This window comes from Verminephrobacter eiseniae EF01-2, assembly GCF_000015565.1.
Taxonomy (GTDB): domain Bacteria; phylum Pseudomonadota; class Gammaproteobacteria; order Burkholderiales; family Burkholderiaceae_C; genus Acidovorax; species Acidovorax eiseniae.
Window position 1 is genome coordinate 3,972,085 of the sequence record NC_008786.1, and the last position, 24,890, is coordinate 3,996,974.

The 24,890-nt window shown below is 65.4% G+C and carries 19 protein-coding genes; 12 read left to right on the top strand and 7 right to left on the bottom strand.

Annotation, left to right across the window (positions count from 1 at the left end; genetic code table 11):
- Positions 1-109: 109 nt before the first annotated feature.
- Together VEIS_RS17415 and VEIS_RS17420 are read right to left on the bottom strand one after the other, a co-directional pair.
- Positions 110-1,639 carry a sugar ABC transporter ATP-binding protein gene (locus VEIS_RS17415; RefSeq protein WP_011811305.1) on the bottom strand — a complete coding sequence of 510 codons (1,530 nt, stop codon included), beginning with the start codon at positions 1,637-1,639 and terminating at the stop codon, positions 110-112.
- Positions 1,629-2,408, bottom strand: a complete 780-nt coding sequence (locus tag VEIS_RS17420) for an ABC transporter permease (RefSeq protein ID WP_232287958.1) — start codon at positions 2,406-2,408, stop codon at positions 1,629-1,631. The genes VEIS_RS17415 and VEIS_RS17420 overlap by 11 nt, the downstream gene beginning before the upstream one ends.
- On the opposite strand from VEIS_RS17420, the gene VEIS_RS30710 reads away from it, so the two are divergent.
- Positions 2,344-2,481, top strand: a complete 138-nt coding sequence (locus VEIS_RS30710; RefSeq protein ID WP_232287991.1) for a hypothetical protein — start codon at positions 2,344-2,346, stop codon at positions 2,479-2,481. The genes VEIS_RS17420 and VEIS_RS30710 overlap by 65 nt on opposite strands.
- Positions 2,482-2,601: 120 nt before the next feature.
- Here VEIS_RS30710 and VEIS_RS17425 read toward each other — a convergent pair whose 3' ends face one another.
- Positions 2,602-3,726: a sugar ABC transporter substrate-binding protein gene (locus VEIS_RS17425; RefSeq protein ID WP_011811307.1), complete on the bottom strand. Its 1,125-nt coding sequence runs from the start codon at positions 3,724-3,726 to the stop codon at positions 2,602-2,604.
- 289 nt (positions 3,727-4,015) lie between these two features.
- On the opposite strand from VEIS_RS17425, the gene clpB reads away from it, so the two are divergent.
- From clpB to VEIS_RS17465, 8 genes are all read left to right on the top strand, one after another.
- Positions 4,016-6,619, top strand: a complete 2,604-nt coding sequence (gene clpB, locus VEIS_RS17430) for an ATP-dependent chaperone ClpB (protein ID WP_011811308.1) — start codon at positions 4,016-4,018, stop codon at positions 6,617-6,619.
- 42 nt (positions 6,620-6,661) lie between these two features.
- Positions 6,662-6,973, top strand: a complete 312-nt coding sequence (locus tag VEIS_RS17435; RefSeq protein WP_041950133.1) for a hypothetical protein — start codon at positions 6,662-6,664, stop codon at positions 6,971-6,973.
- An 18-nt stretch (positions 6,974-6,991) separates the two neighbouring features.
- Positions 6,992-8,437 carry an aldehyde dehydrogenase family protein gene (locus VEIS_RS17440; protein ID WP_011811309.1) on the top strand — a complete coding sequence of 482 codons (1,446 nt, stop codon included), beginning with the start codon at positions 6,992-6,994 and terminating at the stop codon, positions 8,435-8,437.
- 73 nt (positions 8,438-8,510) lie between these two features.
- Positions 8,511-9,071, top strand: coding sequence for a GNAT family N-acetyltransferase (locus VEIS_RS17445; protein ID WP_011811310.1), 561 nt, complete (start codon positions 8,511-8,513; stop codon positions 9,069-9,071).
- Between the two features lie 317 nt (positions 9,072-9,388).
- Entirely contained in the window at positions 9,389-9,925 is a 537-nt protein-coding gene (locus VEIS_RS17450; protein WP_011811311.1) for an iron transporter, read from the top strand.
- Positions 9,926-9,960: 35 nt separating this feature from the next.
- Complete coding sequence (locus tag VEIS_RS17455) at positions 9,961-10,329, top strand: cupredoxin domain-containing protein (protein WP_265259692.1); 369 nt, start codon at positions 9,961-9,963, stop codon at positions 10,327-10,329.
- 42 nt (positions 10,330-10,371) lie between these two features.
- On the top strand, positions 10,372-11,193 hold the full coding sequence (locus VEIS_RS17460; RefSeq protein ID WP_041950985.1) for an FTR1 family iron permease: 822 nt from the start codon (positions 10,372-10,374) through the stop codon (positions 11,191-11,193).
- Entirely contained in the window at positions 11,190-12,575 is a 1,386-nt protein-coding gene (locus tag VEIS_RS17465) for a 4Fe-4S binding protein (RefSeq protein ID WP_011811314.1), read from the top strand. The genes VEIS_RS17460 and VEIS_RS17465 overlap by 4 nt, the downstream gene beginning before the upstream one ends.
- 179 nt (positions 12,576-12,754) lie before the next feature.
- On the opposite strand, the gene VEIS_RS31815 is transcribed toward VEIS_RS17465, so the two are convergent.
- On the bottom strand, positions 12,755-13,330 hold the full coding sequence (locus VEIS_RS31815; protein ID WP_041950136.1) for a choice-of-anchor U domain-containing protein: 576 nt from the start codon (positions 13,328-13,330) through the stop codon (positions 12,755-12,757).
- Entirely contained in the window at positions 13,260-16,016 is a 2,757-nt protein-coding gene (locus VEIS_RS17475; RefSeq protein ID WP_011811316.1) for an Ig-like domain-containing protein, read from the bottom strand. Before VEIS_RS17475 ends, VEIS_RS31815 begins: the two co-directional genes overlap by 71 nt.
- Before the next feature lie 332 nt (positions 16,017-16,348).
- Between VEIS_RS17475 and VEIS_RS29010 the strand changes: the two genes are divergently transcribed.
- Positions 16,349-16,579 carry a hypothetical protein gene (locus VEIS_RS29010; protein ID WP_157048568.1) on the top strand — a complete coding sequence of 77 codons (231 nt, stop codon included), beginning with the start codon at positions 16,349-16,351 and terminating at the stop codon, positions 16,577-16,579.
- Here VEIS_RS29010 and purL read toward each other — a convergent pair.
- Positions 16,530-20,543 carry a phosphoribosylformylglycinamidine synthase gene (purL, locus tag VEIS_RS17480; RefSeq protein WP_041950137.1) on the bottom strand — a complete coding sequence of 1,338 codons (4,014 nt, stop codon included), beginning with the start codon at positions 20,541-20,543 and terminating at the stop codon, positions 16,530-16,532. The genes VEIS_RS29010 and purL overlap by 50 nt on opposite strands.
- A gap of 198 nt (positions 20,544-20,741) precedes the next feature.
- Here purL and map point away from each other — a divergent pair, with 198 nt between their 5' ends.
- Positions 20,742-21,557: a type I methionyl aminopeptidase gene (map, locus tag VEIS_RS17485; protein WP_041950138.1), complete on the top strand. Its 816-nt coding sequence runs from the start codon at positions 20,742-20,744 to the stop codon at positions 21,555-21,557.
- A 99-nt stretch (positions 21,558-21,656) separates the two neighbouring features.
- A complete protein-coding gene (locus VEIS_RS17490; protein ID WP_083758755.1) occupies positions 21,657-24,248 on the top strand; it encodes a [protein-PII] uridylyltransferase in 2,592 nt (863 codons plus the stop codon).
- Between the two features lie 18 nt (positions 24,249-24,266).
- On the opposite strand, the gene def is transcribed toward VEIS_RS17490, so the two are convergent.
- Positions 24,267-24,827 carry a peptide deformylase gene (def, locus tag VEIS_RS17495; RefSeq protein ID WP_011811320.1) on the bottom strand — a complete coding sequence of 187 codons (561 nt, stop codon included), beginning with the start codon at positions 24,825-24,827 and terminating at the stop codon, positions 24,267-24,269.
- Positions 24,828-24,890: the final 63 nt, after the last annotated feature.

Consider the following 24,890-nt stretch of genomic DNA (forward strand, 5'->3'; position numbering starts at 1 on the left):
TGGCATGCCGGCCTGTGCCGCGGCGTGGAAACACAACCGACACGCCCGGAATGACCGGCCGAACCCGATGGGTTCGACCGGAATTCCGGCGTGCGCAAACAGGGCCATCTCAACCGATAGCGGCATCGAGAATCCTTTCCTGCGTGGCGTCTGCCCGTGAAAAAGTCGCTGCAATGCGGCCCTCGGCCATGACCACGACACGGTCGGCCAAGCCGAGCAGTTCGGTCATTTCGGACGTCATCATCACGACCGCCAGGCTTTCACCGGCGAGGCGGTCGAGCAGTGCAAATATCTCCGACTTGGCGCCGACATCGATGCCGCGCGTCGGCTCGTCGACAACGATGACTTTCAGTCCGCGCATGAGCCAGCGGGCGATCAGCACCTTTTGCTGATTGCCGCCCGACAGGTGCTTGATCTGCTGGAACAGGCTTGGCGTCTTGACCCGGAAGCGGTCGACATAGTCCTGCACGGCGGCGCGCTCCCTGGCGGCGTCGACGAAACCCATCGTGGCAAAGCGCTTCAGCGCAGCCAGGCTGGCGTTCTGGTAGACGGGCAAATCAGCCATCAGACCTTCGCTCTTGCGGTCCTCCGTCAACAGGCCGATGCCCAGGCGGACGCCCGAGGCGGTGTCATGCGGCGACAGCACCTGGCCGTCGACCGTGATCGTGCCGGCGGTGATCGGATCGTAGCCGACGATCGCCTTTGCCAGCTCGGTGCGCCCGGCGCCCATCAGACCGAAGAAGCCCAGAACCTCGCCGGTGCGCGCCTCGAAGCTGACATCCTTCAATTTGCGCGCCGTCGACAGACCTTGGACGCGCAGCGCAACGCGCGTGCCTGCCGGGCCGCGCTGGCGGGGGAACAGATTGTCGATGCGCCGACCGATCATGTCCTGGATCAGCGTGTCGTTGCTGTGCTCGCCGATGGGCCGGGTGGAGACATGCCGGCCGTCGCGCAGCACGGTCACCATGTCGGCGATCTCGAAAACCTCGCCGAGCTTGTGGCTGACATAGACGACAGCGATGCCGAGCGCGGCAAGCCGGCGAATGACCGTGAACAGCAAGGCCACCTCGTTCGGTGTCAGCGATGAAGTCGGCTCGTCCATGACGACGACACGCGCCTCGTGCGCCAGCGCACGGGCAATCTCGACCATCTGCTGCTGGCTGACAGGCAGCGAGCCCGTGCGTGCTGCCGGATCGACATCAAAGCCGATGCGCTGGAACAATGCGGCGGCGTCGGTCCGGATCTTCTTCCAGTCGATCGCGCCGGTCTTGCCGGTCGGGTAGCCTTCCAGAAAAATGTTTTCGGCCACCGTGAATTCCGGGATCAGTGCGATTTCCTGAAACACGACCTTGATGCCTTGCTTCAGGCTGTCACGCGGCGACCCGATCTCGACATCACGGCCCTGCATCCGGATGGTTCCGGCATCCTTGGCATGGACGCCCGCCATGATCTTGATCAGCGTCGATTTGCCGGCGCCGTTTTCCCCCATCAGCGCATGCACCTTGCCGGGAGCCAGCGTCAGGTCGACATTTTCGAGTGCCACGACGCCCGGAAACCGCTTGCCGATGCCGACCATTTCGAGCGCCCCGACATCGATGGCCGCTTTGCCGACGAAGGCCCGATGCAGATCAGCGGGCATTGGCTTTGCTCCGCACGACATCGAGATAGGTCGCCAAAATGATGACGACGCCCGGCACGATCATCTGCAAGTCCTGGTTCCAGCCGAGGAGGATGATGCCGTTGTCGATGACTTTCAGCACCAACACACCGAGCAATGTGCCGAAAAGAGAGCCGCGACCGCCAGCCAGGCTGGTTCCGCCCAGAATGACAGCGGCAATGACCGTGAGCTCGAAGCCGCGCCCGGCCGTCGGCTGACCGGCATTCATCAGCGACGACAGGATCATGCCGGCCACGCCGACGCACAGGCCGGTCAGGACAAAGGCGAACAGTTTCAGCCGTTCGGAACGGACACCCGACAGGCGCAGCGCCCTTTCGTTGGCGCCGACGGCGTAGATGAAACGCCCCAGCACCGTCAGGCGCAGCGTCATCCAGGCGATCAGGAAAATCACCGCCGCGACGATGACCGGAATTGGCACCACCCCGGCATGGCCCGCGCCGAGCGCGGTAAACCCCGCCAACTGGTGCTGGTTCTGCACCGCCTCGCGGGTGAAAAGATAGACGCCGCCTTGCAGCATCATCATGGTGCCGATCGTGGCGATCAGTGAATTGACTTTCAGGCGCGTGACGATCAAACCGTTGGCAAGGCCGACCCCGCCGGCAAAAGCCAGCGCCGCCAACATGCCCAGCGCAAGGCTATGCGTCGCATTGAGCACGGCCATGCCGATGCAACCGACAAAGGCCAGCGAGGCACCGACCGACAAATCGACCTCGGCGGCAATGACGAGCATGGTCATTGCGCACGCAGCGATCAACACCAAGGCGCATTGGCGCAAGATGGCGATGATGTTGGCCCCGGAATGAAATCGTGGCTCTGCGGCCGAGATGGCGATGCAAAGCGTGGCCAGCACCAGCGCCAGAACGAGCGAGCCCGATTGACCGAACCGTATCGACATCGAACGCCGGGGCATCCTGAGGGAATGCCTATTTCTTCAGATCTGCAGCGGTCTTCATGCACTTGGCCGGTGGCGTCAGCGCATTGACGGCGTCCCACTTGATGGTGCGGGTGGTGCCGTCATAACTGTAATATTTCTTCCAGTCGTCGCCATTCATCGGCGCGGTCGGGCTGACGATGTGCTGCGGCACCTTCTCCTGGTTGAAGAGCTTCACCGCCGCGTCGATGGCTGTGTACCCTTCCTTTTCCGGGAACATGGCCGCCTCGATGCGGTAGGACGGTTCCTTCTCGATGGCGTTGATGAAGGCCAGCCCCTCACCGCCGGTGCCAACGGTCAGCAGGTTGTCCTGCGACTTTCCGGCCGCCTTCCACGCTTGCAGGCCGCCCAGCGACGACGAGTCATTGATGCCGTAGATGATGTTGATGTCGGCATTCTTGGCCAGAGCCGCCGAGGAGACTTCGAGCGCCCGATCCGGATTGCCGCCGCCATCGAGGTCGTGCACCATCGTTGCGCCGGGAATGACCGTCCTGATCCCATCCATGAAGCCCTTCGAGCGCAGCACGGTGGCCGACAGGAGCGGCAAACCGACATTCATCACTTTGGCTGTCCCGCCCAATTTTTTCTTGGCGTATTTGCCGGCCTCGATGCCTGAAAAATAGCCGGTGTCATAGTCGCAAATGGCGACCATGGTCGTCATGCCCTTGACCGGGTTGCCTTCCAGCACCACCGGGATGTTGGCTGCCTTGGCCTTGCGCAAAAGTGGCACCACGCCCTCTTCGTTGACCGGCGTGATGATCAGGACATCGACGCCCTTGGCAATGAAATCCTCGGCCGCAGCCACCTGCTTTGCGATATCGAGATTGGCATCCTGCACCTCCACCTCGATGCCGAGGTCCTTGCCATGCGCTTTCATGCCCTTGATGACATTCTGGTACCACTCATGGGTGGCGTAGTTCGTGACGTAGCCGATCTTCCTGGGCATGTTCCGCGCCTGCGCCGGGGCCGCAAAGGTTGCCGCGAGGGTGACCGCTGCTACCGGGATGAACAGCAGCGTTTTGGACCAGTTCATATTTATTGTCTCCTTGTCAAAGTTCATCGGCACGGGCTTGCCCATCGAGCGCCAGGTCGAAAGCCGGCTGCCGGGTCGGGCCATCGTCACTCGGCTGGCGCACGCAAGATGGCCGCACTCTGTTGCATCGAGTTGCAGATTATGGTCTACGGCAAAAACGGGAAATACGGGTAGTTACCCAGTCCGGATTCCATGCGCTGCATGCACGGATCGATCACACGCCGATGGCTCGCAAAATGGTGGTCAATGCGGGTCCACAGAGCGATCGACGCGCCATCGTCCGATGAACGCCAGTCCGCCCCGCGCCCGGGCGCGGCCCTTGAAACCAGGCTGGCCGTGCCTCATGTGCCTTGCAATTCGGAGGATCCCCAACATGCGTCTCGACAAATTCACCACCAAATTCCAGGAGGCATTGAGCGATGCCCAAAGCCTGGCGCTGGGCAATGACCACGCCTACATCGAGCCGGTGCACCTGCTCGCGGCCATGCTCAGGCAGGCCGATGGTCCCAGGGCCTTGTTGCAGCGTGCCGGCGCCAATGTGCCTGGCCTGCTGGCAGCGGCCGAGGCGGCCGTCAAACGCCTGCCCCAGGTGCAGGGCAATGAGCAGGTGCAGGTCGGGCCCGAACTGGGCCGTGTGCTGCAGGCCACCGAGAAAGAGGCCATCAAGCGCGGCGACCCGTTCATTGCCAGCGAATTGTTCCTGCTGGCCGTGATCGACAGCAAGGGCGAGGCGGCGCAACTGGCCAAAGAGCATGGCCTTGCGCGCAAGAGTCTGGAGGCCGCGATCGAGGCCGTGCGCGGCGGCCAGAAGGTGGACAGCGCCGAGGCCGAAGGCCAGCGCGGTGCGCTCGCCAAATACTGCCTGGACCTGACCGAGCGCGCGCGCTTGGGCAAGCTCGACCCGGTGATCGGCCGCGACGATGAAATCCGCCGCGCGATCCAGGTGCTGCAGCGCCGCACCAAGAACAACCCGGTGCTGATCGGCGAGCCTGGCGTGGGCAAGACGGCGATCGTCGAAGGTCTGGCCCAGCGCATCGTGGCCGGCGAGGTGCCCGAGTCGCTCAAGGGCAAGCGCGTGCTGTCGCTGGACATGGCGGCGCTGCTGGCCGGCGCCAAGTTCCGTGGCGAATTTGAAGAGCGCCTGAAAGCCGTGCTCACCGAACTGGCCAAGGACCAGGGGCAGACCATCGTCTTCATCGACGAGTTGCACACCATGGTCGGCGCCGGCAAGGCCGAAGGGGCGATGGACGCGGGCAACATGCTCAAGCCCGCGCTCGCGCGTGGCGAACTGCACTGCGTGGGCGCGACCACGCTCGACGAGTACCGCAAGTACATCGAAAAAGACGCTGCGCTGGAGCGGCGTTTTCAGAAGATCCTGGTCGACGAGCCGACGGTCGAGGCGAGCATTGCCATCTTGCGCGGCTTGCAGGAAAAGTACGAGGTGCACCATGGCGTGGACATCACCGACCCGGCCATCGTGGCCGCCGCCGAACTGTCCAACCGCTACATCACCGACCGCTTTTTGCCCGACAAGGCGATCGACCTGATCGACGAGGCGGCCTCCAAGATCAAGATCGAGATGGATTCCAAGCCCGAGGTGATGGACAAGCTCGACCGCCGCCTGATACAGGTACAGATCGAGCGCGAGGCGGTGCGCCGCGAAAAGGATGAAGCCTCGCAAAAGCGCCTGGCGCTGATCGAGGAGGAGATAACCCGGCTGCAAAAGGAAATCGCCGATTACGACGAGATCTGGCAGGCGGAAAAAGCCCAGGCGCAGGGCAGCGCGCAACTGCGCGAAGCCATTGACAAGCTCAGGTTCCAGATCGAGGAATTCACCCGCAAGGGCGACTTCAACAAGGTGGCCGAACTGCAATACGGCCAGTTGCCCGCGCTGGAAAAGCAGCTCCGGCAAGCACAGGCCCAGGAAGCGGGCAAGGACGGCGCGCCGGCCACCCGCCGCCTGCTGCGCACGCAGGTGGGGGCCGAGGAAATCGCCGAGGTGGTCAGCCGCGCCACCGGCATCCCGGTGGCCAAGATGATGCAAGGCGAAAAAGACAAGCTGCTGCAGATGGAAGCCAGGCTGCACCAGCGTGTGGTGGGCCAGGACGAGGCGATCGCCGCCGTGGCCAACGCCATCCGCCGCTCGCGCTCGGGCCTGTCGGACCCGCAGCGTCCCAGCGGCAGTTTTCTGTTCCTGGGCCCCACGGGCGTCGGCAAAACCGAGTTGTGCAAGGCGCTGGCGGGCTTTTTGTTCGACAGCGAAGACCACATGGTGCGCATCGACATGAGCGAGTTCATGGAAAAGCATTCCGTGGCCCGCCTGATCGGCGCACCCCCCGGTTACGTGGGCTATGAGGAGGGCGGCTATCTGACCGAGGCCGTGCGCCGCAAGCCCTACAGCGTGCTGCTGCTCGACGAGGTGGACAAAGCCCATCCCGACGTGTTCAACGTGCTGCTGCAAGTGCTCGACGATGGCCGTTTGACCGACAGCCAGGGCCGCACCGTGGACTTCAAGAACACGGTGATCGTGATGACCAGCAACATCGGCTCGCCGCTGATCCAAGCCATGGTGGGCCAGGACCCGCAGGACATCAAGGACGCGGTGTGGGGGGAACTGAAGAACCATTTCCGGCCCGAATTCCTGAACCGGATCGACGAGACGGTGGTGTTCCACGCGCTCGATGCGCAGCATATTGCGTCGATCGCGCGGATACAGTTGCAGTCGTTGCAATCCCGGCTGGCGAAGATGGACTTGCAATTGCAGGTCTCGGACGCCGCTGTGGCAGAGTTGGCCAAGGTGGGGTTCGATCCGGTGTTCGGCGCGCGGCCGCTCAAGCGGGCGATACAGCAGCGCATCGAAAACCCGCTGTCCAGGCTGCTGCTGCAAGGGCAATTCCCGCCCAAGAGCGTGATCGCGGTCAGCGTGAACCCGATGCTCGATCCGGGGGTGTTCCAGTTCGGCGCTGCGCCGCAGTGAGGCCGGGGACGGGTTCCGCGTTGTCTGAAGGAGAGGTGTCGTTTGAACCAGATCGTTACGACTTGTTTGCGCTGGCTGCTGCGCGCGCTGCTGCTGGTCATGGGGCTGGTGTTCTTTGTCAGCCTGCTGGCCGCCGCCATGGTGCTGGCGCTGGCGTGGGCGCTGTGCGCGCTGTGGGCCAGGCTGACGGGCCGTCCGATGAGCCCCTGGGGGCGGTTCATGGGGCGCGTCGATCCGCGCACCGGGTTCCATGCCGCTTTTCGTTCGGGCGCGCGCTGGACCACGCCACGCCGTGGCGGCGGCCTGCCCGGTGCGGACGAGGTGACGGATGTCGAACCCCGGGACATGCGCTGAGGGTGCGCTGATCCGCCCATGACCGCCGCCGAACTCCAGGCTTGCTTCGATCTGCAACACCGGGCCAGCCGCGCGCAGCCCGATGTGCCGCTGCAACTGCGCCGCGAGCGCCTGCTGCGCCTGCGCCGGCTGCTCGACGAGCATGGCCCGGTGCTGGCGGCGGCAGTGCAGGCCGACTTCGGCATCCGCTCGCCGCGCCTGACCGAGATGGCCGATTTCCTGCTGCTGCGTGCCCTGCTGTCGCACACCCTGCGCCATCTGGCCCGGTGGATGAAGCCGCAAAAGCTGCGCACACCGCTGTATCTGCAGCCCGCCAGCGCCTGGGTGCAGCGCCAGCCCCTGGGGGTGGTGGGCGTGATCGCGCCATGGAACTACCCGGTGCAACGGGCCTTGGCGCCCACCATCACGGCGCTGGCCGCAGGCAACCGCGTGCTGCTCAAGCCCAGCGAGCACACGCCGCACCTGGCGGCCCAGTTGACGGCCCTGGTGGCGCAGCTTTTTGCGCCCGACGAATGGTGTGTGCTGCCGGGCGATGCCGCACTGGCGGCCCGGTTTGCCGCGCTGCCGTTCGACCACCTGGTGTTCACCGGCTCCAGCGCCGTGGGGCGCCTGGTGGCGCAGGCAGCAGCGCAGAACCTGACCCCCACCACGCTGGAGTTGGGCGGCAAGTCGCCCTGCATCATCGACGCCGATTGCAATCTGCAGGACGCAGCGCTGAAGATTGCCCATGGCAAGCTGCTCAACGCCGGCCAGACCTGCATTGCGCCCGACTACCTGTTGCTGCCCCGGGGGCGCGAGGGCGCGTTTGCGCAGGCTTACCGGGCGGCGGTGGCGCGCCTGTTCCCCGCCGGCATCGAGGGCAATCCCGACTACGCCGCCATCATCACGGCGCGCCACCATGCACGCTTGCAGGCCCTGCTGCAGCAAGCGCAGGCCCAGGGGGCCGATGTGCAGACCGTGGCGCCGGTGCCGCTGCCGAAAACCAAACCCAAGGCCCAACCGGCGCTCGGCGATGGCGCCAGCCGCCAGATGGCGCCATCGCTGGTGTTTGGCGCCACAGCGGCGATGGCGCTGATGCAGGAGGAGATTTTCGGCCCCATCCTGCCAGTGCTCCCCTACGAGCACCTCGACGACGCGCTGGCCCATGTCAACGCCGGGCCGCGCCCGCTGGCGCTGTACTGGTTCGGTCGGAACCCGGCAGCGCGCGCGGCGGTGCTGCGCGGCACCGTGAGCGGGGGCGTGACGCTGAACGACACGCTGCTGCACATGGCGCACCCCGGCTTGCCGTTCGGTGGTGTGGGCCACAGTGGCTGGGGCGCCTGCCACGGCGAGCAGGGCTTTGCCCGCCTGTGCCAGCAAAAAGCGGTGCTGCAGCAATCGCGCTGGTCCCTGGCGGCCTGGTGCTACCCGCCGTATGGGGCCCGCTTCGACCGGGTCATGGCCTTGCTGCGCCGCTGGCTGTAGCGGCCTGGCCCGGCCCCGGCGTTTGCGGCGACAATGCCGGTCTTTTCATTTCCTGTTTTCGTTCGGTTGTTCCATGTCCAGCATCCAGGTTCGCCCCGCCACGCTGCGCGATGCCAAAGCCATTGCCCAGATCCACACCGTCGCCTCCCAAGAAGTCTACAAAGAGCTGGTGCCCAGCGCGCAGTTGAAATCCCTGACCCTCGAAGAGCGCCATGCCTACTGGCGCGAGGCCATCGAATATTGCGAGCCCCAGGTCCAGGTGGCCGTCGCCGGCGAGAAGATCGTCGGCTTTGTCGGCTACGACCGCTCGCGCGATGAGCAATCGCGCCCCACCACCGGCGAAATCTGGGCCATCTACGCCGCCCCCAGCCATTGGAGCCAAGGCGTGGGCCTGGCCCTGTGGGATGCCGCCCGTGACGGCTTGCATGAAGAGGGTTGCACCAACGTCACGGCCTGGGTGCCGCTGCGCAACGAGCGCGCGCTGCGCTTTCACGAATTGGCCGGCTTCAAGCGCGATCTGGCCAGCGCCAAGACGGCGCTGATCGGCGGTGTGAAGATCGAAGAAGTGCGCCTCAAACGCCCGCTCAACAGCCAGAGCAGCCTGGCCGGCGCACCCCGATACCCCGGCAAATGATCGAATGGCGCCAGCAGGATTGGGCCACGACAAAGGCTTTGCGGTGTTTGAGCGCCACTGCGGCCCACCGCAGTCAGGCTGAAAGCCATCGGGCGCAAGCGCCCGCAAGTGGAAAACCGGCATGGACCCGAAGCGGGTCGGTGCCGGCGCGGGCCACAGGCCGGGTTGGCTGCGCATGCGCCACCTGCCGGCGGGCAGTGGCGCTCGCACACTCGCGGCAGGCCCGGGCGGCGAGGAAGGGATACGGATTCAGGCGTATGATAGCGATTCGCATTCGCTATCAGATGCGCTCCCCAACCTTTCAAGGAATGACAGACATGAACAAATGGTTCTCCGCGTCGCTTGCGCTGCTCCTCGGAGCGAGCATTGCCCATGCTGCCGAAACACCGATCGGCAAGCATCAGATCGTCAAAGGGATGGAGATTGGTGCCGTCTATCTGCAGCCCGTCAAAATGGACCCGGACGGCATGATGAAGAAGGTCGAAGAATCCGACATCCATCTGGAAGCCGACATCCACGCAGCGAAGGACAATCCCAACGGATTTGCCGAAGGCGACTGGATGCCCTATCTGGTCGTCAAGTTCGAGCTTGTCAAGCCGGGCAGCAGCTTTCGTCTCGATGGCGAACTGATGCCGATGGTTGCCAATGACGGGCCGCACTATGGCGATAACGTCAAATTGGCCGGTCCCGGCAAGTACAAGCTGAAATTCACGATCCAGCCGCCGACGGCCAACTCCCACGCGCACTTTGGTCGCCATGTCGACAAAGAAACCGGGGTCGGTCCATGGTTCGCCCCCTTCGAGTTGAACTACGACTTCGTCTACGCGGGCACGGGCAAAAAAGGCGGGTACTGACTGAGGGTGAGGGCGGGCACTGGCACCGCTTGGCAATGGCAGTGAATCCTCTCGAAAGGCGCGGCATGCTGAATAAACGATGGTGTTTGGCGTTCCTTGGAATGTCGATGGCAATGTCGGCGTTGGCCGCCGGGGAGGATTTGCCGGTTTTCAGGCTGGACTGCAACAACGGGGTATTCACACCGAAGCAGTTGCTGGTGCCCGCAGGCAAGAAATTCAAGATCGAAATCTACAACACCGGCACCGAGGCGATTGAATTCGAGAGCCGGCAGTTGCGCAAGGAAAAGGCACTGAGCCCCCAATCCAACTCCTTCGTGGTGGTGTTTCCCCTCGAACCTGGTGAATACAAGTTCTTCGACGACTTCCACATCCAGACAGGTCAGGGCAGCATCATCGCCAAGTGACGGCGCTGCGCGTTCTCATCGGGCCAAGCACTCATGCAAAACCTGGGACAAATCCTTTTCGTGATGTGGCGCGAGACGGTCGAGGCCATGCTGGTCGTCGGCATCCTGCATGCATGGCTGGCACATGATCCTTCGGGTCGGCGCGGCAAGAAATACCTGTGGCTCGGCGTCCTGGCTGGCCTGGCCCTGGCGTTGCTCCTTGGTTTGGGTATCGAAGCCATGGGTTCCATTTTGTCGGACGAGGGGCAAGAGTATTTCCAAGCCGCAATGCTGTTGGTGGCTGCCGCATTGATCGTTCAGATGGTGTTCTGGATGCGCATGCATGGCCGGCGTTTGAAGCAAGACCTGGAGCAATCGCTGTCCAGGAGCACCCGGACACAGCATTGGTGGGGCGTATTTTCCCTGGCCGCCATTGCCGTCGCCCGGGAAGGCAGCGAGACGGTGGTGTATCTGTCGAGCCTGGCAATGGGAGAAAACGGCTTTGCATCGCCCCGGTTCTGGCTGGCATCCGCGCTGGGGGTGGTGTTGGCTGGCACCACGTTCTATCTGTTGCAACTCGGGGGTAAACTTTTTTCGTGGCGTATTTTTTTCCAACTGACTGAAATTCTTTTGCTGCTGTTTGGCTGCGCGTTGCTGATGAACGGTGTCGAAAAGCTGATGGACATGCAGTTGTTGCCCGTTTTGAAGTCCCAGGTCTGGGACAGCTCGATGTGGCTGGATGACGGAAGCATTTTTGGCGGCATTGTCTCGTCCTTCACCGGTTATCGATCCAGACCAGCACTGATGAGCCTTCTGGTATTTTCCGGCTACTGGCTGGCCATCACCGGAATGCTGAAGGCGCCGCGATTTCCGGGCCGACAATGAATTCCATGCATTCCAGCGCATTGTCTGCGGCGGGCGATTGGCTGCAGGCGCATGGCCAGGCGCTGCGGCGCCTGCAATGGGTGGTGGTGCTGGTCTATGCCGTGCTGCTCGTCGTTCCGGCCCTGCTCCCTTTGCCAGACGAAACCGCGCACATATGGTCGAATCTGACGGTTTTTGCGCAATTCGTCTTTTGGGGCATCTGGTGGCCGTTCGTTCTTCTGAGCATGATTTTGGTCGGGCGCGCCTGGTGTGGCATTTTGTGTCCCGAAGGCGCCCTCGCGGAATGGGCCAGCGGCAAAGGCCGCAACCGTGCCATTGCGCACTGGGTGCGCTGGAAGGGATGGCCTTTCACGGCTTTTGCCGTGACGACCATTTACGGGCAAATGATCAGTGTGTACCAATACCCGAAGGCGGTGCTGCTGGTCTTGGGCGGCTCCACGGCTGCGGCCATGGCCGTGGGCTATCTTTACGGCCGTGAAAAGCGCGTCTGGTGCAAATACCTGTGCCCGGTCAACGGGGTATTTGGTTTGCTCAGCAAGCTCGCACCTTTGCATTTTGCCGTCGATGTGGGTGCGTGGCGCCGCTCTTATGGGAAACCCATTCGCATCCAGGCGGTGAATTGCGCACCCCTGGTCGCGCTGCGCCACATGGAAGGCGCCAGCGATTGCCACATGTGCGGTCGTTGCAGCGGCCACCGCCAGGCCATTGCGTTGACCGCCAGATCGCCCAACGAAGAGGTTGTCCAACGGGGCGCCCGTCTGGCCAACGGGTGGCAAACCGTGCTGATTTTGTTTGGCCTGTTGGGCATTGCCATCGGCGCATTCCAATGGTCCGCCAATCCGCACTTCGTCGTGATGAAACAATGGATTGCGCAATGGCTGGTGGAGCACGATATTCTGTGGCCGCTGCATGACGACACGCCCTGGTGGCTATTGACGAATTACCCGGAGCAAAGGGATGTTTTCTCCTGGCTGGATGGTGGCCTGGTGGTCGGGTACATCCTGGGAGTGGGCGCGGCCATGGGCGCGGTGCTCGCGCTGATCCTCGCAGGAACCTGCCGCCTATGGGGGCCATGGAAAACGCAGCGCTTTCACCATATTGCCCAGGCCCTCATTCCTGTGGCCGGCTGCGGCGTTTTCCTGGGCTTGTCAGCGCTGACCATCCAGCTTTTGAAGGCTGACGGCGTCCCCGTGCATTGGGCCAATGGCGTTCGCCTCGTGCTGCTGGCCGCCGCCAATCTTTGGTCTTTGTGCCTGGCCCATGGAATTGCCAAACAATATTCGCCGTCCCCGTGGCTGCGGGGACTCGGTTTGGCGGTGTTTGGCATTTCCTTGGCATGGGTGGACTACGCCTGGATCCTGATGTTTTGGCTCTGGTCCTGAATCCGCGCCCCCCATTGCATTGCTGAAACCGGGGCACGCAGGCCGGTGCATGGCCTGTGGCAAGAAAGACGGCAGTCGGCCGGCCGGGCCGGGCGGCCAGCCCGGCGCTGGCAAGGCCGCCCTGATCTACCGCAGCATCCGCTGCGGCCTGAGCGCTGGCGCCAATTCAGTGCCAGTCATCAGTACCAAAAGCCAAACGAATGGGCATCCGACGCCTGCCCGACGATGGACAGCGGCATCTTCGCCACGGCGCCGGGCGCGCTGATGCTGCCGTTGACCAGTCCGTCGGCGTCGTACTCGCCGCCGTCCTGGATCTGAAAGTCCAGCCTCATGCGCCCGCCTTCGCTGCTTACCTTGCCGCCGTAGGGTTCGCTGGCCAGGTTCACCCAGGTGCCGGCGCTGTTCTTGACCCAGTAGCCGGTGGCGCCGGTGGCCGGGTCCACATACAGGCTGAAGCTCTCGGTGCTGCGGCCTTCGGCCAGAGATACCTTGAATGAGGTCAGGCCGATCGGCATCTCCATGCCCTTGGGCAGATTGGCCGGGGCATCGCTGCGCACCAGTTCGGTGATGCGCGCGTTGCTGTCGGGGATCAGTTTGCCGTCCCGACTGCCGGCCACCAGGGTCAGGTCGCGGGTCGAAGCGACGGCGGCCTGCTGGCTGTCTTTGACGCCGTCGCCGTTGCCGTCACCAGACAGGCCGGCCGAGCCATCGGGGCGCAGCAAGCCGGGGGTCTGGTCCTCTTGGTCGTTGGGCACACCGTCGCGGTCGGCGTCCGGTGCGCCCGACGCATCCGGTGCGGGGGGGGGGGGGGGGGGGGGTGAGGTTGGTCACCGGCCTGGCCGCGAAACTGGCCGCGTCGTCGCCGGTGCCGGCTTCCTGTAGCGCTTTGTTGTCGCTGGTATCGGTGTCCTGGTAGGCGATGCTCACCTGCTGGCCGGCAGCCACGGCGCGGGCCAGGGTCAGCGTGACCGTCCTGGCCGCTGCATCCACCGTCACCCGGCTGACATCGATGCGCGTGCCATCGACCAGCACGGTAAAGGACTCGTTGGTCGGGGCACGGTCCGCGTTCCCGTCGAGCGCCGTTGCGTCGCTGTAGCTCAGCACCAACTGGTCGCGGTTCGCCGTGGCGCTGCTGAGCGCAAAGACCATGGTGTCTACGGTGTACTGGTTGAACGCGTAGGTGTTGTTGGCGACGGTGTTGCCTGCGGCATTCCTGACATTGGCCAGGTTCAGGGTGAGCCGGTGGTTGGTGGTGCGCGCCAGGTTGGCCGTGGGTGTGAAGGTGGCGGTCCAGACTTTGCCGTCGGTGCCGACCGCCGTCAGGTCGCCGAGCGTGCCGTTGGCCTGGGACAGGTCGATGGCATCTTTCGTGAAGCCGGTGACGCGCTCGTTGAAGGTGATGGTGATGGTGGCGCTTTCGCCAGCGGTGAGGCGGTTATCGCTGATCGTCACGTTGACCGTGGGGCGCACGGTGTCGATGCTGAAGTTGCCGCTGCTGGGGATGCCCGATCCGGCGTTGCCCTGCGCGTCCCGGACGCCGGCGAGGTTCACGCGGATGGTGTTGTTGGCGCTCTCGGTGTCGGGCCGGGGCGTGTAGGTGGCTGTCCAGACCTTGCCGTCGGTGCCGGCCGCCGTCAGAGCGCCCAGCGTGCCTTTGCTGGTGTCGTACTGGATGTCCTCGGTACCAAAGCCGGTGACGCTCTCGCTGAAGGTGAAGGTGACGGTGGCGCTTTCGCCAGCGGTCAGGCGGTTGTCGCTGATCGTCACCGTGACCTCGGGCGGCTTGGTGTCGATGCTGAAGTTGCCGCTGGTGCCGGTGCCCTCTCCGGCGTTGCCCTGCGCGTCCCGGACGTCGCTGAGGTTCACGCGGATGGTGTTTTCGGCGCTCTCGATGTCGGTCCGGGGCGTGTAGGTGGCGGTCCAGACCTTGCCGTCGGTGCCGACCGCCGTCGGAGCGCCCAGCGTGCCTTTGCTGGCGTCGTACTGAGCCTGAGCGTATTCGAAACCCATGCCGTCGGAACCGACGAAGCCGGTGACGCGCTCGCTGAAGGTGAAGGTGATGGTGGCGGTTTCGCCAACGGTGAGGCGGTTGTCGCTGATCGCTACCGTGACTTCGGGGCGCTTGGTGTCGATGCTGATGGTGGATTGGTCGAACGGCTGAGAGCCATTGTTGACGTTGCCGGCGCTGTCCCTGAGGCCGTTCAGATTGATGCTGATCGAGCTGCTGGTGCTCGGCAGGTTCGCCGTGGGTGTGAAGGTGGCCCTCCAGATTCTGCCGTCGGTCGTGTCCTGCCTCAGGTTGCTCACTGAACCGTTGGCGATCTGAATGGCAGCTTCGGTGAAGCCACTGACGCTCTCGTTGAAGGTGACGGTGACGGTGGCGGTTTCTCCGGCAGCAAGGTGGGTTTTGTCAAACGTGGCGCTGATGGGAACGGGAGCCTTGGTGTCGATCTCGAAGTTGTTGCTGGTGGGGCTGACCGTTGCGGCGTTGCCTGCGGCGTCACGGATGGTATTGAGGTTGCGCAGGCTGATGGTGTTGGTGGCATCCTCGGTGTCCGGACTGGCCGTGTAGGTGATGGTGTAGGTGCGGCCGTCGGCTGAGCGGTTCAGCGTTCCTATCCGGTTGGTGCCATAGGGCGTGACATGGGCGTTGCTGAAATCGATGTTGTCTACCGTGAAGCCGGTGACTGCCTCGTCGAAGGTGATGGTGACGGTGACCAGTCTGTCATTGCTGCTCGTGACGGGGTTGGGGGTCACGGCGATGGTGGCGCTGGGCGGCTTGTTGTCGATGGTGTAGGTGGCGAGGTTGACGTTGCCCGTGCCCGGGTTGCCCGCGACATCGGTGATGCCGGCCATGTTGATGCCGATCTGCAGGTCCTTCGCTTCGGTGTTGGCCGCCAGGTTGGCCGGCGCCCTCAGGTCTACCTGCCAAGACCTGCCGCCGTCGGTGGTGCGCAGGTTCTCCAGCGTGCCCATGCCCGCCGGTATCGTCAGGTCAGCCGTCGTGAAGCTGGCCTGATTCAACGGCTCGGAGAAGACAAAGGTGATGGTGCTTACTTGGTTGGCGCGGATCAGGTTGGGGTTGCTGATCGTCGGGGTGCCCGTGATGGTGGGCGCCCGGGTGTCGACGATGAAGATGGCGCTGGTGGCGTCGTTGGCGGTGCCGTCAGGGTTGTAGCGGATGGTGCACTCGGTTCTGTCCAGGTTCGGGGTAGGCGTGAAGTCGGCTTGATAGACCTGGGTGGTGGGGGTGCTGAGGGCCTCGACGTATCGGAAGTCGTAGCCGGCGGATATGGTGCCGCCAGTGATGGTCACGTCATTGACTGTCCTGACGCCAGACCTATTGGTGGTGCCCATGAAGTGGGTCTTCTCGACAGTAAAGGTGACTACGGCGGTCTCGCCGGCTTTGATGGTTGTCTTGTCAAGCGTGATGGTGGCCATGGCGCTATCCTTTCGATCGGGCGAGGATTGCGCTGATGCGCTGATCAGGGGATGGGTGGGCGGTGGCCACGGTGCTTTCCTTTCAATGAAATGGATGGATGCAGGAGCTTGATCGGGTTTCGTTCGCCCCTCGTGGCCAGTGCCACGGCGGACGGGGGTGTCAGCGATGCCCGTCGTCCGCCCGGTGGGGCGCAACGGCTTGCATTGCTGACAATGGTGAAACAAATTCCGCTGCGTGGAATATAGCCCAGCGGCAACCCGTCACCCGGCGAGCACCCACCGGCGGGTCGGCCGCAATGCGCGTTGGCAGATGGACCCCAGGCAGCAGGCTAGTGTCGCGTCACCGATCATCTGTCGGTCTGCGCTGGCCATCGAAGCGCATCGCGGCGTTGCATCGCTTGCCAATACAGCTCGGTATGGGCAAGCGATGCGCCTTGCGCTGCGCTCCGATGGCTGCGCGCAGCCTACGACATCTGATCCGTGACGCGACACTGGTTCGTGCGCAATGGGTGGCTACCCCACCCACCGGCGCGCATTGCGCCACAGGCGCATCCAGGGGCTGAGTGCGCTGCGCTCGCCCGGGGTCCAGCTCATCTGGATGTTGCGGAACACGCGCTCGGGGTGCGGCATCAGCGCCGTGAAGCGGCCGTCGGCCGTGGTCACGCCCGTCAGGCCGCCGGGGCTGCCGTTCGGGTTGAACGGGTAGCGCTCGGTGACCGCGCCGTGGTTGTCGACGAAGCGCAGGGCCGCGATCGCTTGCGCGGCATCGCCGCGCTGCCTGAAGTCGGCGTAGCCCTCGCCATGCGCGACGGGAACCGGCAGGCGGCTGCCGGCCATGCCTTGCAGGAACAGGCTGGGCGATTCGGTCACTTGCACCAGCGACAGGCGGGACTCGAAGCGCTGGCTCTGGTTGGTCGTAAAGCGCGGCCAGTACTGCGCGCCGGGGATGATGTCGGCCAGTTCGGCAAACATCTGGCAGCCGTTGCACACTCCCAGGCCGAAGGTGTCGCCGCGCGCAAAAAAGCCCTGGAACTGCGCCGCCAGCGCCGGGTTGAAGCTGATGCTGCGCGCCCAGCCGATGCCGGCGCCCAGCGTGTCGCCGTAGCTGAACCCGCCGCAGGCCACCAGGCCCTTGAAGTCTGCCAGCCGGACGCGGCCGGTTTGCAGGTCGGTCATGTGCACGTCGCAGGCGGCAAAGCCGGCCTCGGTGAAGGCATAGGCCATTTCGACATGCGAGTTCACGCCCTGCTCGCGCAAGATGGCGACCCGGGGACGGGCCAGGCGCAGGCCGGGCGCGGCCGGGGGCTCTGGCGCGTCGAACGTCGGTTGCAGGTGCAGGTGCAGGCCAGGGTCGGTGGGGTCTCCGGCTGCGGCATGTTCGGCATCGGCGCTGTCCGGGTTGTCGCGCTGGCGGCAAATCTTCCAGCTCACCGTATCCCAGGCCCGCTGCAAATCGGCCAGCGGCGCGCTGAACACGGGCTGCGCATCGCGCCAGACTTGCAACACGCGCGGGCCGGCCGGGCGCGTGCTGCCAATGAAGTGGCTCCAGCGCGCCAGGCCATGCGCGCGCAGGGTCTGCATCACCTCGTTGCGCTCGGCCGTGCGCACTTGCAGCACCACGCCGAGTTCTTCGCTGAACAGCGCCTCGAGCGTGCGCTCTTCACGGCGCGCGTGCACTTGCCCGGCCCAGTTTTTCGCATCGCCGGTGTCCATGCGGCTGTCGCCGATGCCGTCGCCCTCGGTCACCAGCAGATCCACGTTCAGCGCCACGCCGACCTGGCCGGCAAAGGCCATCTCGGCGACCGTCGCCAGCAAGCCGCCGTCGCTGCGGTCGTGGTAGGCCAGCAGCCGGCCCTGGGCGCGCAGGGCGTTGACGGCGTCGACCAGCGCGAGCAGGTCTTGCGGCGCATCGAGATCGGGCACCCCGTCTTTTTCCGGGCAGCCGCTTTGCTCGAGCGTCTGGCCCAGGATGCTGGCGCCCATGCGGTTGCGGCCCCGGCCCAGGTCGATCAGCACCAGTGTGGTCTCGGCTTCGGTGGCGTCGAGCTGCGGCGTCAGGCTGCCGCGCACGTCGGTCAGCGCGGCAAAGGCGCTGACGATCAGGCTCACGGGCGAACTGACCGTCGTCTGCCCGGCGCCTTCGCGCCACTGCGTGCGCATCGACAGGCTGTCCTTGCCGACGGGGATGGCCAGGCCCAGCGCCGGGCATAGCTCCAGGCCCACGGCCTCGACGGTGGCGTACAGCGCCGCGTCCTCGCCGGGTTCGCCGCAGGCGGCCATCCAGTTGGCGCTGAGCTTGACGCGCGCCAGTTCGATCGGGGCGGCCAGCAGGTTGGTGATGGCCTCGGCCACCGCCATGCGGCCCGAGGCCGGGGCATCGAGCGCGGCCAGCGGCGTGCGCTCGCCAATGGCCATGGCCGCGCCGGCAAAGCCCTGGTAGTCGGCCAGCGTGATCGCGCAATCGGCCACCGGCACCTGCCAGGGGCCGACCATCTGGTCGCGGTGCACCAGCCCCCCCACGGTGCGATCGCCGATGCTGACCAAAAAGCGCTTGGACGCGACCGTGGGGTGGGCCAGCACGTCGGTCACCGCCTTGTGCAGTGGCAGGCCGCTCAGGTCGAGCGGGACAAAGCGGCGCCGCAGGCTGCTTGCGTTGCGCTGCATCCGGGGCGGCTGGCCCAGCAGCACGCCCATCGGCAGGTTTACCGGCAGTTGCTGGTCGGCGGCCGTGGCGGCGCTGTCGTGCAGCACCAGTTGGCGCTCTTCGGTGGCGCTGCCGAGCACGGCCAACGGGCAGCGCTCGCGCTCGCAAAAAGAGCGCAGTTGCGCCAGCGATTCGGGCGCGATGGCCAGCACATAGCGCTCCTGGCTTTCGTTGCTCCAGATTTCCATGGCAGACATGCCGCTGTCTTCCAGCGGCACGGCGCGCAGATCGAGGCGCGCACCACGGCCGGCGTCGTGGATCAGTTCCGGCAAGGCGTTGGACAGGCCGCCCGCGCCCACATCGTGAATCGCCAAAATGGGGTTGGCCGCGCCCTGCGCCGCGCAGTGGTTGATGACCTCTTGCGCCCGGCGCTGGATCTCGGGGTTGCCGCGCTGCACCGAGTCGAAGTCCAGCCCGGCCGCATTGCTGCCCGTGGCCATCGAACTGGCCGCGCCGCCGCCCATGCCGATGCGCATGCCCGGCCCGCCCAGTTGCACCAGCAGTGTGCCGGCGGGAAAGGCAATTTTTCTGACCAGCGCGGCATCGATCACGCCCAGACCGCCGGCGAGCATGATGGGCTTGTGGTAGCCGCGCACCACGGCGTCAGCGCCGCAACCCACGCGCTGCTCGTATTCGCGAAAGTAGCCCGCCAGATTCGGGCGTCCGAATTCGTTGTTGAACGCGGCAGCGCCCAAGGGGCCTTCGAGCATGATCTGCAGCGCGCTGGCAATGTGCCCGGGTCGGCCGATCTGGCTGCCCCATAGCCGGGACACGCTAAAGCCCGTCAGCCCCGCCCTGGGCCGGGCGCCCCGGCCGGTGGCGCCCTCGTCGCGGATTTCACCGCCGGCGCCGGTGGCTGCGCCGGGCCAGGGCGAGATCGCCGTGGGGTGGTTGTGCGTTTCCACCTTCATCAGCAAATGCTCGGTGGAGCTACTTTTTTGATAGCTGTAGGCGTATGTATGGGCGCATGATGGGTCTGCGCCATCGGTCATTTTTGCGGCAAATTGCTCGACCAGGTGGCCTTGCATCACGGCGGCGTTGTCCGAGTACGCGACCAGCGTGTGCCCGGGCGCGCGCTGGTGCGTGTGGCGGATCATGTCGAACAGGCTTGGCTCCTGCGCCACGCCGTCGATGGCAAAGCGCGCGTTGAATATCTTGTGCCGGCAATGCTCGCTGTTGGCCTGCGCGAACATCATCAGTTCGACCTCGGTGGGGTTGCGCGCCAGGCCGGTGAAGGCGCTGACCAGGTACTCCATCTCCTGATCGGCCAGGGCCAGGCCCAAGCGGGTGTTGGCCGCTGCCAGCGCCGCCAGGCCGGCGCCGAGCACATCCACATGCTCCATGCGGGCCGGTGGCAGCGCAGTGAACAGCGCCGCCAGGCCAGCCGGGTCGAACAGCACCGACTCGGTCATGCGGTCATGCAGCAAGGCGGCTATCCGGTCGCGCTCGGCATCGGTCAGCCGGCCCGCCCGCAGGCGGATGCGGTATTCGGTGCTGCGCTCCAGATGGCGCACGGCCAGGCCGCAGTTGCGCGCAATGTCGGTGGCCTTGGACGCCCAGGGCGACAAGGTGCCCAGGCGCGGGGTGACGATGATGGCGCAGCCATCGACGGGGCCGGCGTAAGGGTCGCCGTAGCGCAGCAAGGCCGCCAGGCGCTGCTGCTGCGCGGGCGCAGGGGCGGTATCGGTGAGCACCAGATGCACGAAGCGCGCTGCGATGCCGGTGATGCCGGGGTGAATGTCCGCCAGCGCGGATTGCAGTTGTCGGGCGCGAAAGGGGCTGAGGGCGTTGCCGCCCGCCAGCGTGGTCATGTGCAAGGTCACGGAAGCGGCCTGTAGGGGGGTGGGAGGGCGCCGGGCCGATGGGGGCCGCAAGCAGGGTGGTCAGAGCGCGGCATTTTACCGGCGGGTGCCGCGCCCCGGCGTTCGGGCCGTCGGGCCATTGGGCCGTAGGCGGGCGCCGGCGGTGTCCATCGAAGTGCCGGCGCGGACAGGAACGGGATGGCTATGGATAATCGCGCCATGAGCATCACCATCAAAAGCGCACAGGACATTGCCGGCATGCGCCTGGCGTGTCGCCTGGCTTCCGAAGTGCTGGACTCGATTGCTGCGCATATACAGCCGGGCATCACCACCCGCGACATCGACCGGATCGGGGCCGAGTGCATGGCCCGGCAGGGCACGGTATCGGCCACCGTCGGCTACCAGCCGCCCGGCTATCCGCCCTACCCGGCGTCGCTGTGCACCTCGGTCAACCATGTGGTCTGCCATGGCATCCCGAACGACAAGCCGCTGAAAAAGGGCGACATCGTCAATGTCGACGTGACCGTCATCACCCCCGAGGGCTGGTATGGCGACAGCAGCCGCATGTACCTGATCGGCGAGGCCTCGATCGCCGCCCGGCGCCTGTGCGCCCTCACCTACGACGCGATGTGGCACGGCATCGTGCAGGTGCGGCCCGGCGCCCATCTGGGCGATGTGGGGCATGCGATACAGCAGTTCGCCGAAAGCCAGGGCTGCTCCGTCGTGCGCGAGTTCTGCGGCCACGGCATCGGCAGAAAGTTCCATGAAGAGCCTCAGGTGCTGCACTACGGCCGCCCCGGCACGCTGGCCGAGCTCAGGCCCGGCATGGTCTTCACCATCGAGCCCATGATCAACGCCGGGCGCCGCGAGGTCAAAGAATTCGGCAACGACGGCTGGACCATCGTGACCAAAGACCACAGCCTGTCGGCACAGTGGGAGCACACCGTGCTGGTCACGCCCACCGGGTATGAGGTGTTGACCCTGTCGGCAGGCTCGCCGCCATTGCCGAACTTCGTCGCGGCCACTGCGACCTGAGCGCAGTCTATGGCCTCGGCCCGAGCGCAACGACACGACGCCGGTGCGGCACCCAGGCAACCCCGAGCCGACACACCGGAGCGCATGCGCACCACGACCATGACCGAACTGCCTGCCCTGCGCGCCGCCTATCGCCACGACAAAGCCACGCTGCTGGCCGCGCTGCAGGCCACCGGCGCATCCGCGCGCGGTATCCGCGTCTTGCTGCGCAAGCTGTCCACGCTGGCCGGCAAGCTGCTGCAAACGCTGTGGCAGCGCGCCCGCTTGCCCGACGACATGGCCTTGGTGGCGGTGGGCGGCTTCGGGCGCGAGCAACTTTTCCCCTACTCCGACGTCGATGTCCTGCTGCTGCTGCCCGAGGCCCTGGCGCCCGAGACCGGCAACGCATTGCGCGCGCAGATCGAGGGCTTCATCGGCAGTTGCTGGGACGCGGGGCTGGAGATCGGATCGAGCGTGCGCACGGTGGCCGAATGCCTGGCCGAGAGCGCCGGCGACGTCACCGTGCAGACCTCGCTGCTCGAAGCGCGCCTGCTGTGCGGCAGCGCGGCGCTGTTCGGCCAATTCCAGCGGCAGTACCGCGCGCAGCTCAACCCCGAAGCCTTCGTGCTGGCCAAGACGCTGGAGATGCGCCAGCGCCACACCAAGTACGAAAACACCCCCTACGCGCTGGAGCCCAATTGCAAGGAATCCCCGGGCGGGCTGCGCGACCTGCAAATGATCCTGTGGGTGGCGCAGGCCGCCGGCCTGGGCAGCGGCTGGAAGGAATTGGCCGCCAACGGCATGGCGACCGCGCTGGAACTGCGCCAGATCGAACGCAATGAGGCGCTGCTGTGCCTGATCCGCGCGCGCCTGCACGCCGCCGCAGGCCGGCGCGAAGACCGTCTGGTGTTCGACCTGCAAACGGCAGTGGCCGAGTCGTTCGGCTACCGCTCGCAAGCCCCCGACGGCTCGCGCCTGCCGATGCGCGCCAGCGAAACCCTGATGCGCCGCTACTACTGGGCGGCCAAGGCGGTGTCGCAGTTGAGCCAGATCCTGCTGCTGAACATTGAAGAATCTCTGGCCCCGTCAACCCACGAACCGCGCGCCATCAACGCCCGCTTTTTCGAGAAGGCCGGCCTCATCGAAGTGGCCAGCGACGACCTGTACAGCCGCGACCCGCACGCCATCCTGGAGACCTTTTTGCTCTACCAGACCACGCTCGGGCTCAAGGACCTGTCGGCCCGCACGCTGCGCGCGCTCTACAACGCCCGCAGCGTGATGGACAGCGCCTTCCGGCGCGACCCGGTCAACCGCGCGACCTTCATGCGCATCCTGCAACAGCCCTCGGGCATCACGCACGCGATGCGGCTGATGAACCAGACCTCGGTGCTCGGGCGCTACCTGTGGCCGTTTCGCCGCATCGTGGGGCAGATGCAGCACGACCTGTTCCATGTGTACACGGTAGACCAGCATATCCTGATGGTGCTGCGCAACATGCGCCGCTTCTTCATGGCCGAGCATGCGCACGAATACCCCTTTTGCTCGCAACTGGCCGGCGGCTGGGACCAGCCCTGGGTCCTGTACATCGCCGCCCTGTACCACGACATCGGCAAGGGCCGCGGCGGCGACCATTCGCGCATCGGGGCGCAAGAAGTGCAGCGCTTTTGCCGCCAGCACGGCGTGGCCCGCGCGCAGGCCCGGCTGATCGAATTCCTGGTGCGCGAGCACCTGACGATGAGCACCGTGGCACAAAAACAAGACCTGAGCGACCCGGACGTGATCGCCGCCTTTGCGCGCCAAGTCGGCAACGAGCGCAACCTCACGGCCATGTACCTGCTGACCGTGGCCGACATCCGCGGCACCAGCCCCAAGGTCTGGAACGCCTGGAAGGGCAAACTGCTGGAAGACCTGTACCGCGCCACACTGCGCGTCCTGGGCGGGCGGGCGCCCGACGCCGCCGCCGAGATCGAGGCCCGCAAGCGCCAGGCGCTGGTCCAACTGGCGCTCAGCGCCCTGCCGTTCGAGGCGCACAAAGCATTGTGGGCAACGCTGGACGTGAGCTACTTCATGCGCCACGACGCCGCCGACATTGCCTGGCATACGCGCCACCTGTCGCGCCAGGTAGGCACGGCCAAGCCCGTGGTGCGCTCGCGCCAGTCGCTGGCCGGCGACGGGCTGCAAGTGATGGTCTACGCCGCCGACCAGACCGACCTGTTCGCGCGCATCTGCGGCTACTTCGACCGCGCGGGCTTCAGCATCCTCGACGCGCGGGTGCACACCGCCCACAACGGCTATGCGCTCGACACCTTCCAGGTCGTGGCCTCGTCGCAGCCGGGGCATTACCGCGAACTCACGCACATGGTCGAAAGCGACCTCAGGCATGTGCTCGAAGAAGACGGCCCGCTGCCCGAGCCTGCCCGCAGGCGGGTATCGCGCCGGGTCCAGAGCTTTCCGGTCGCGCCGCGCGTGAGCCTGCGGCCGGACGAAAAAGCGCAGCGCTGGCTGCTCGCGATATCGGCCAGCGACCGCGCCGGCCTGCTCTACTTGGTGGCGCGCATCCTGGCCAGACACCATCTGAGCGTGCAACTGGCCAAAATCAGCACGCTGGGCGAGCGCGTCGAAGACAGCTTCCTGATACAAGGCCCCGAGCTACAGAACAACGCCCGCCAAATCCAGATCGAGACCGAGCTGCTGCGCGAATTGTCTGCATGAGCGCTGCCCGGCCAGCCCTCAGCCATCCAGCGCCTCCACGCCATCGTCTTCGGCGGCCCGGGTGTCCGGAAACAGGACCTGCGTGAAGCCAAACTGCCTGAAATCCCGCACCCGCATCGGGTACAGCTTGCCAACGAGGTGATCGCATTCATGCTGCACCACGCGGGCATGAAAACCATCGACCGAGCGATCGATCGGATGGCCATACGGATCGACACCCGTGTAACGGATGCGCGACCAACGCGGCACCATGCCACGCAAACCGGGCACGGAAAGACAGCCCTCCCAGTCCTCTTTCTCGTCTTGGCCCAAGGGCGTGATCACCGGGTTCAGCAGCACGGTGAGCGGCACCGGTGGCCGGCCCGGGTAGCGCGGGTTGTGCTCGCCGGAGCCAAAGACCACGAGCTGCAAATCCACGCCGATCTGCGGCGCCGCAAGCCCGGCGCCATTGGCGTCATGCATGGTGTCGAGCATGTCACGCACCAGGCCATGCAGGGCCTCGGTGTCAAACCCGGTCACCGGCCGGGCAATGCGCAGCAAGCGGGGGTCGCCCATTTTCAGGATGCGGTGGATGGTCATGGGACAAAAAATCTCCACAAAGATGCATGCCGGCCGGCAGCCGCCGATGGCAGCCGATGGCCG

Coding starts and splice junctions, on each gene's coding strand:
- map (WP_041950138.1), top strand. CDS start 20,742: ATGAGCATCACCATCAAAAGCGCACAGGACATTGCCGGCATGCGCCTG.
- clpB (WP_011811308.1), top strand. CDS start 4,016: ATGCGTCTCGACAAATTCACCACCAAATTCCAGGAGGCATTGAGCGAT.
- VEIS_RS17490 (WP_083758755.1), top strand. CDS start 21,657: ATGACCGAACTGCCTGCCCTGCGCGCCGCCTATCGCCACGACAAAGCC.
- VEIS_RS17455 (WP_265259692.1), top strand. CDS start 9,961: ATGGCAGTGAATCCTCTCGAAAGGCGCGGCATGCTGAATAAACGATGG.
- VEIS_RS17415 (WP_011811305.1), bottom strand. CDS start 1,639: ATGCCCGCTGATCTGCATCGGGCCTTCGTCGGCAAAGCGGCCATCGAT.
- VEIS_RS17465 (WP_011811314.1), top strand. CDS start 11,190: ATGAATTCCATGCATTCCAGCGCATTGTCTGCGGCGGGCGATTGGCTG.
- VEIS_RS17420 (WP_232287958.1), bottom strand. CDS start 2,408: ATGCTCGTCATTGCCGCCGAGGTCGATTTGTCGGTCGGTGCCTCGCTG.
- VEIS_RS30710 (WP_232287991.1), top strand. CDS start 2,344: ATGCAACCGACAAAGGCCAGCGAGGCACCGACCGACAAATCGACCTCG.
- VEIS_RS17450 (WP_011811311.1), top strand. CDS start 9,389: ATGAACAAATGGTTCTCCGCGTCGCTTGCGCTGCTCCTCGGAGCGAGC.
- VEIS_RS17425 (WP_011811307.1), bottom strand. CDS start 3,726: ATGGCCCGACCCGGCAGCCGGCTTTCGACCTGGCGCTCGATGGGCAAG.
- VEIS_RS17475 (WP_011811316.1), bottom strand. CDS start 16,016: ATGGCCACCATCACGCTTGACAAGACAACCATCAAAGCCGGCGAGACC.
- VEIS_RS17440 (WP_011811309.1), top strand. CDS start 6,992: ATGACCGCCGCCGAACTCCAGGCTTGCTTCGATCTGCAACACCGGGCC.
- VEIS_RS17445 (WP_011811310.1), top strand. CDS start 8,511: ATGTCCAGCATCCAGGTTCGCCCCGCCACGCTGCGCGATGCCAAAGCC.
- def (WP_011811320.1), bottom strand. CDS start 24,827: ATGACCATCCACCGCATCCTGAAAATGGGCGACCCCCGCTTGCTGCGC.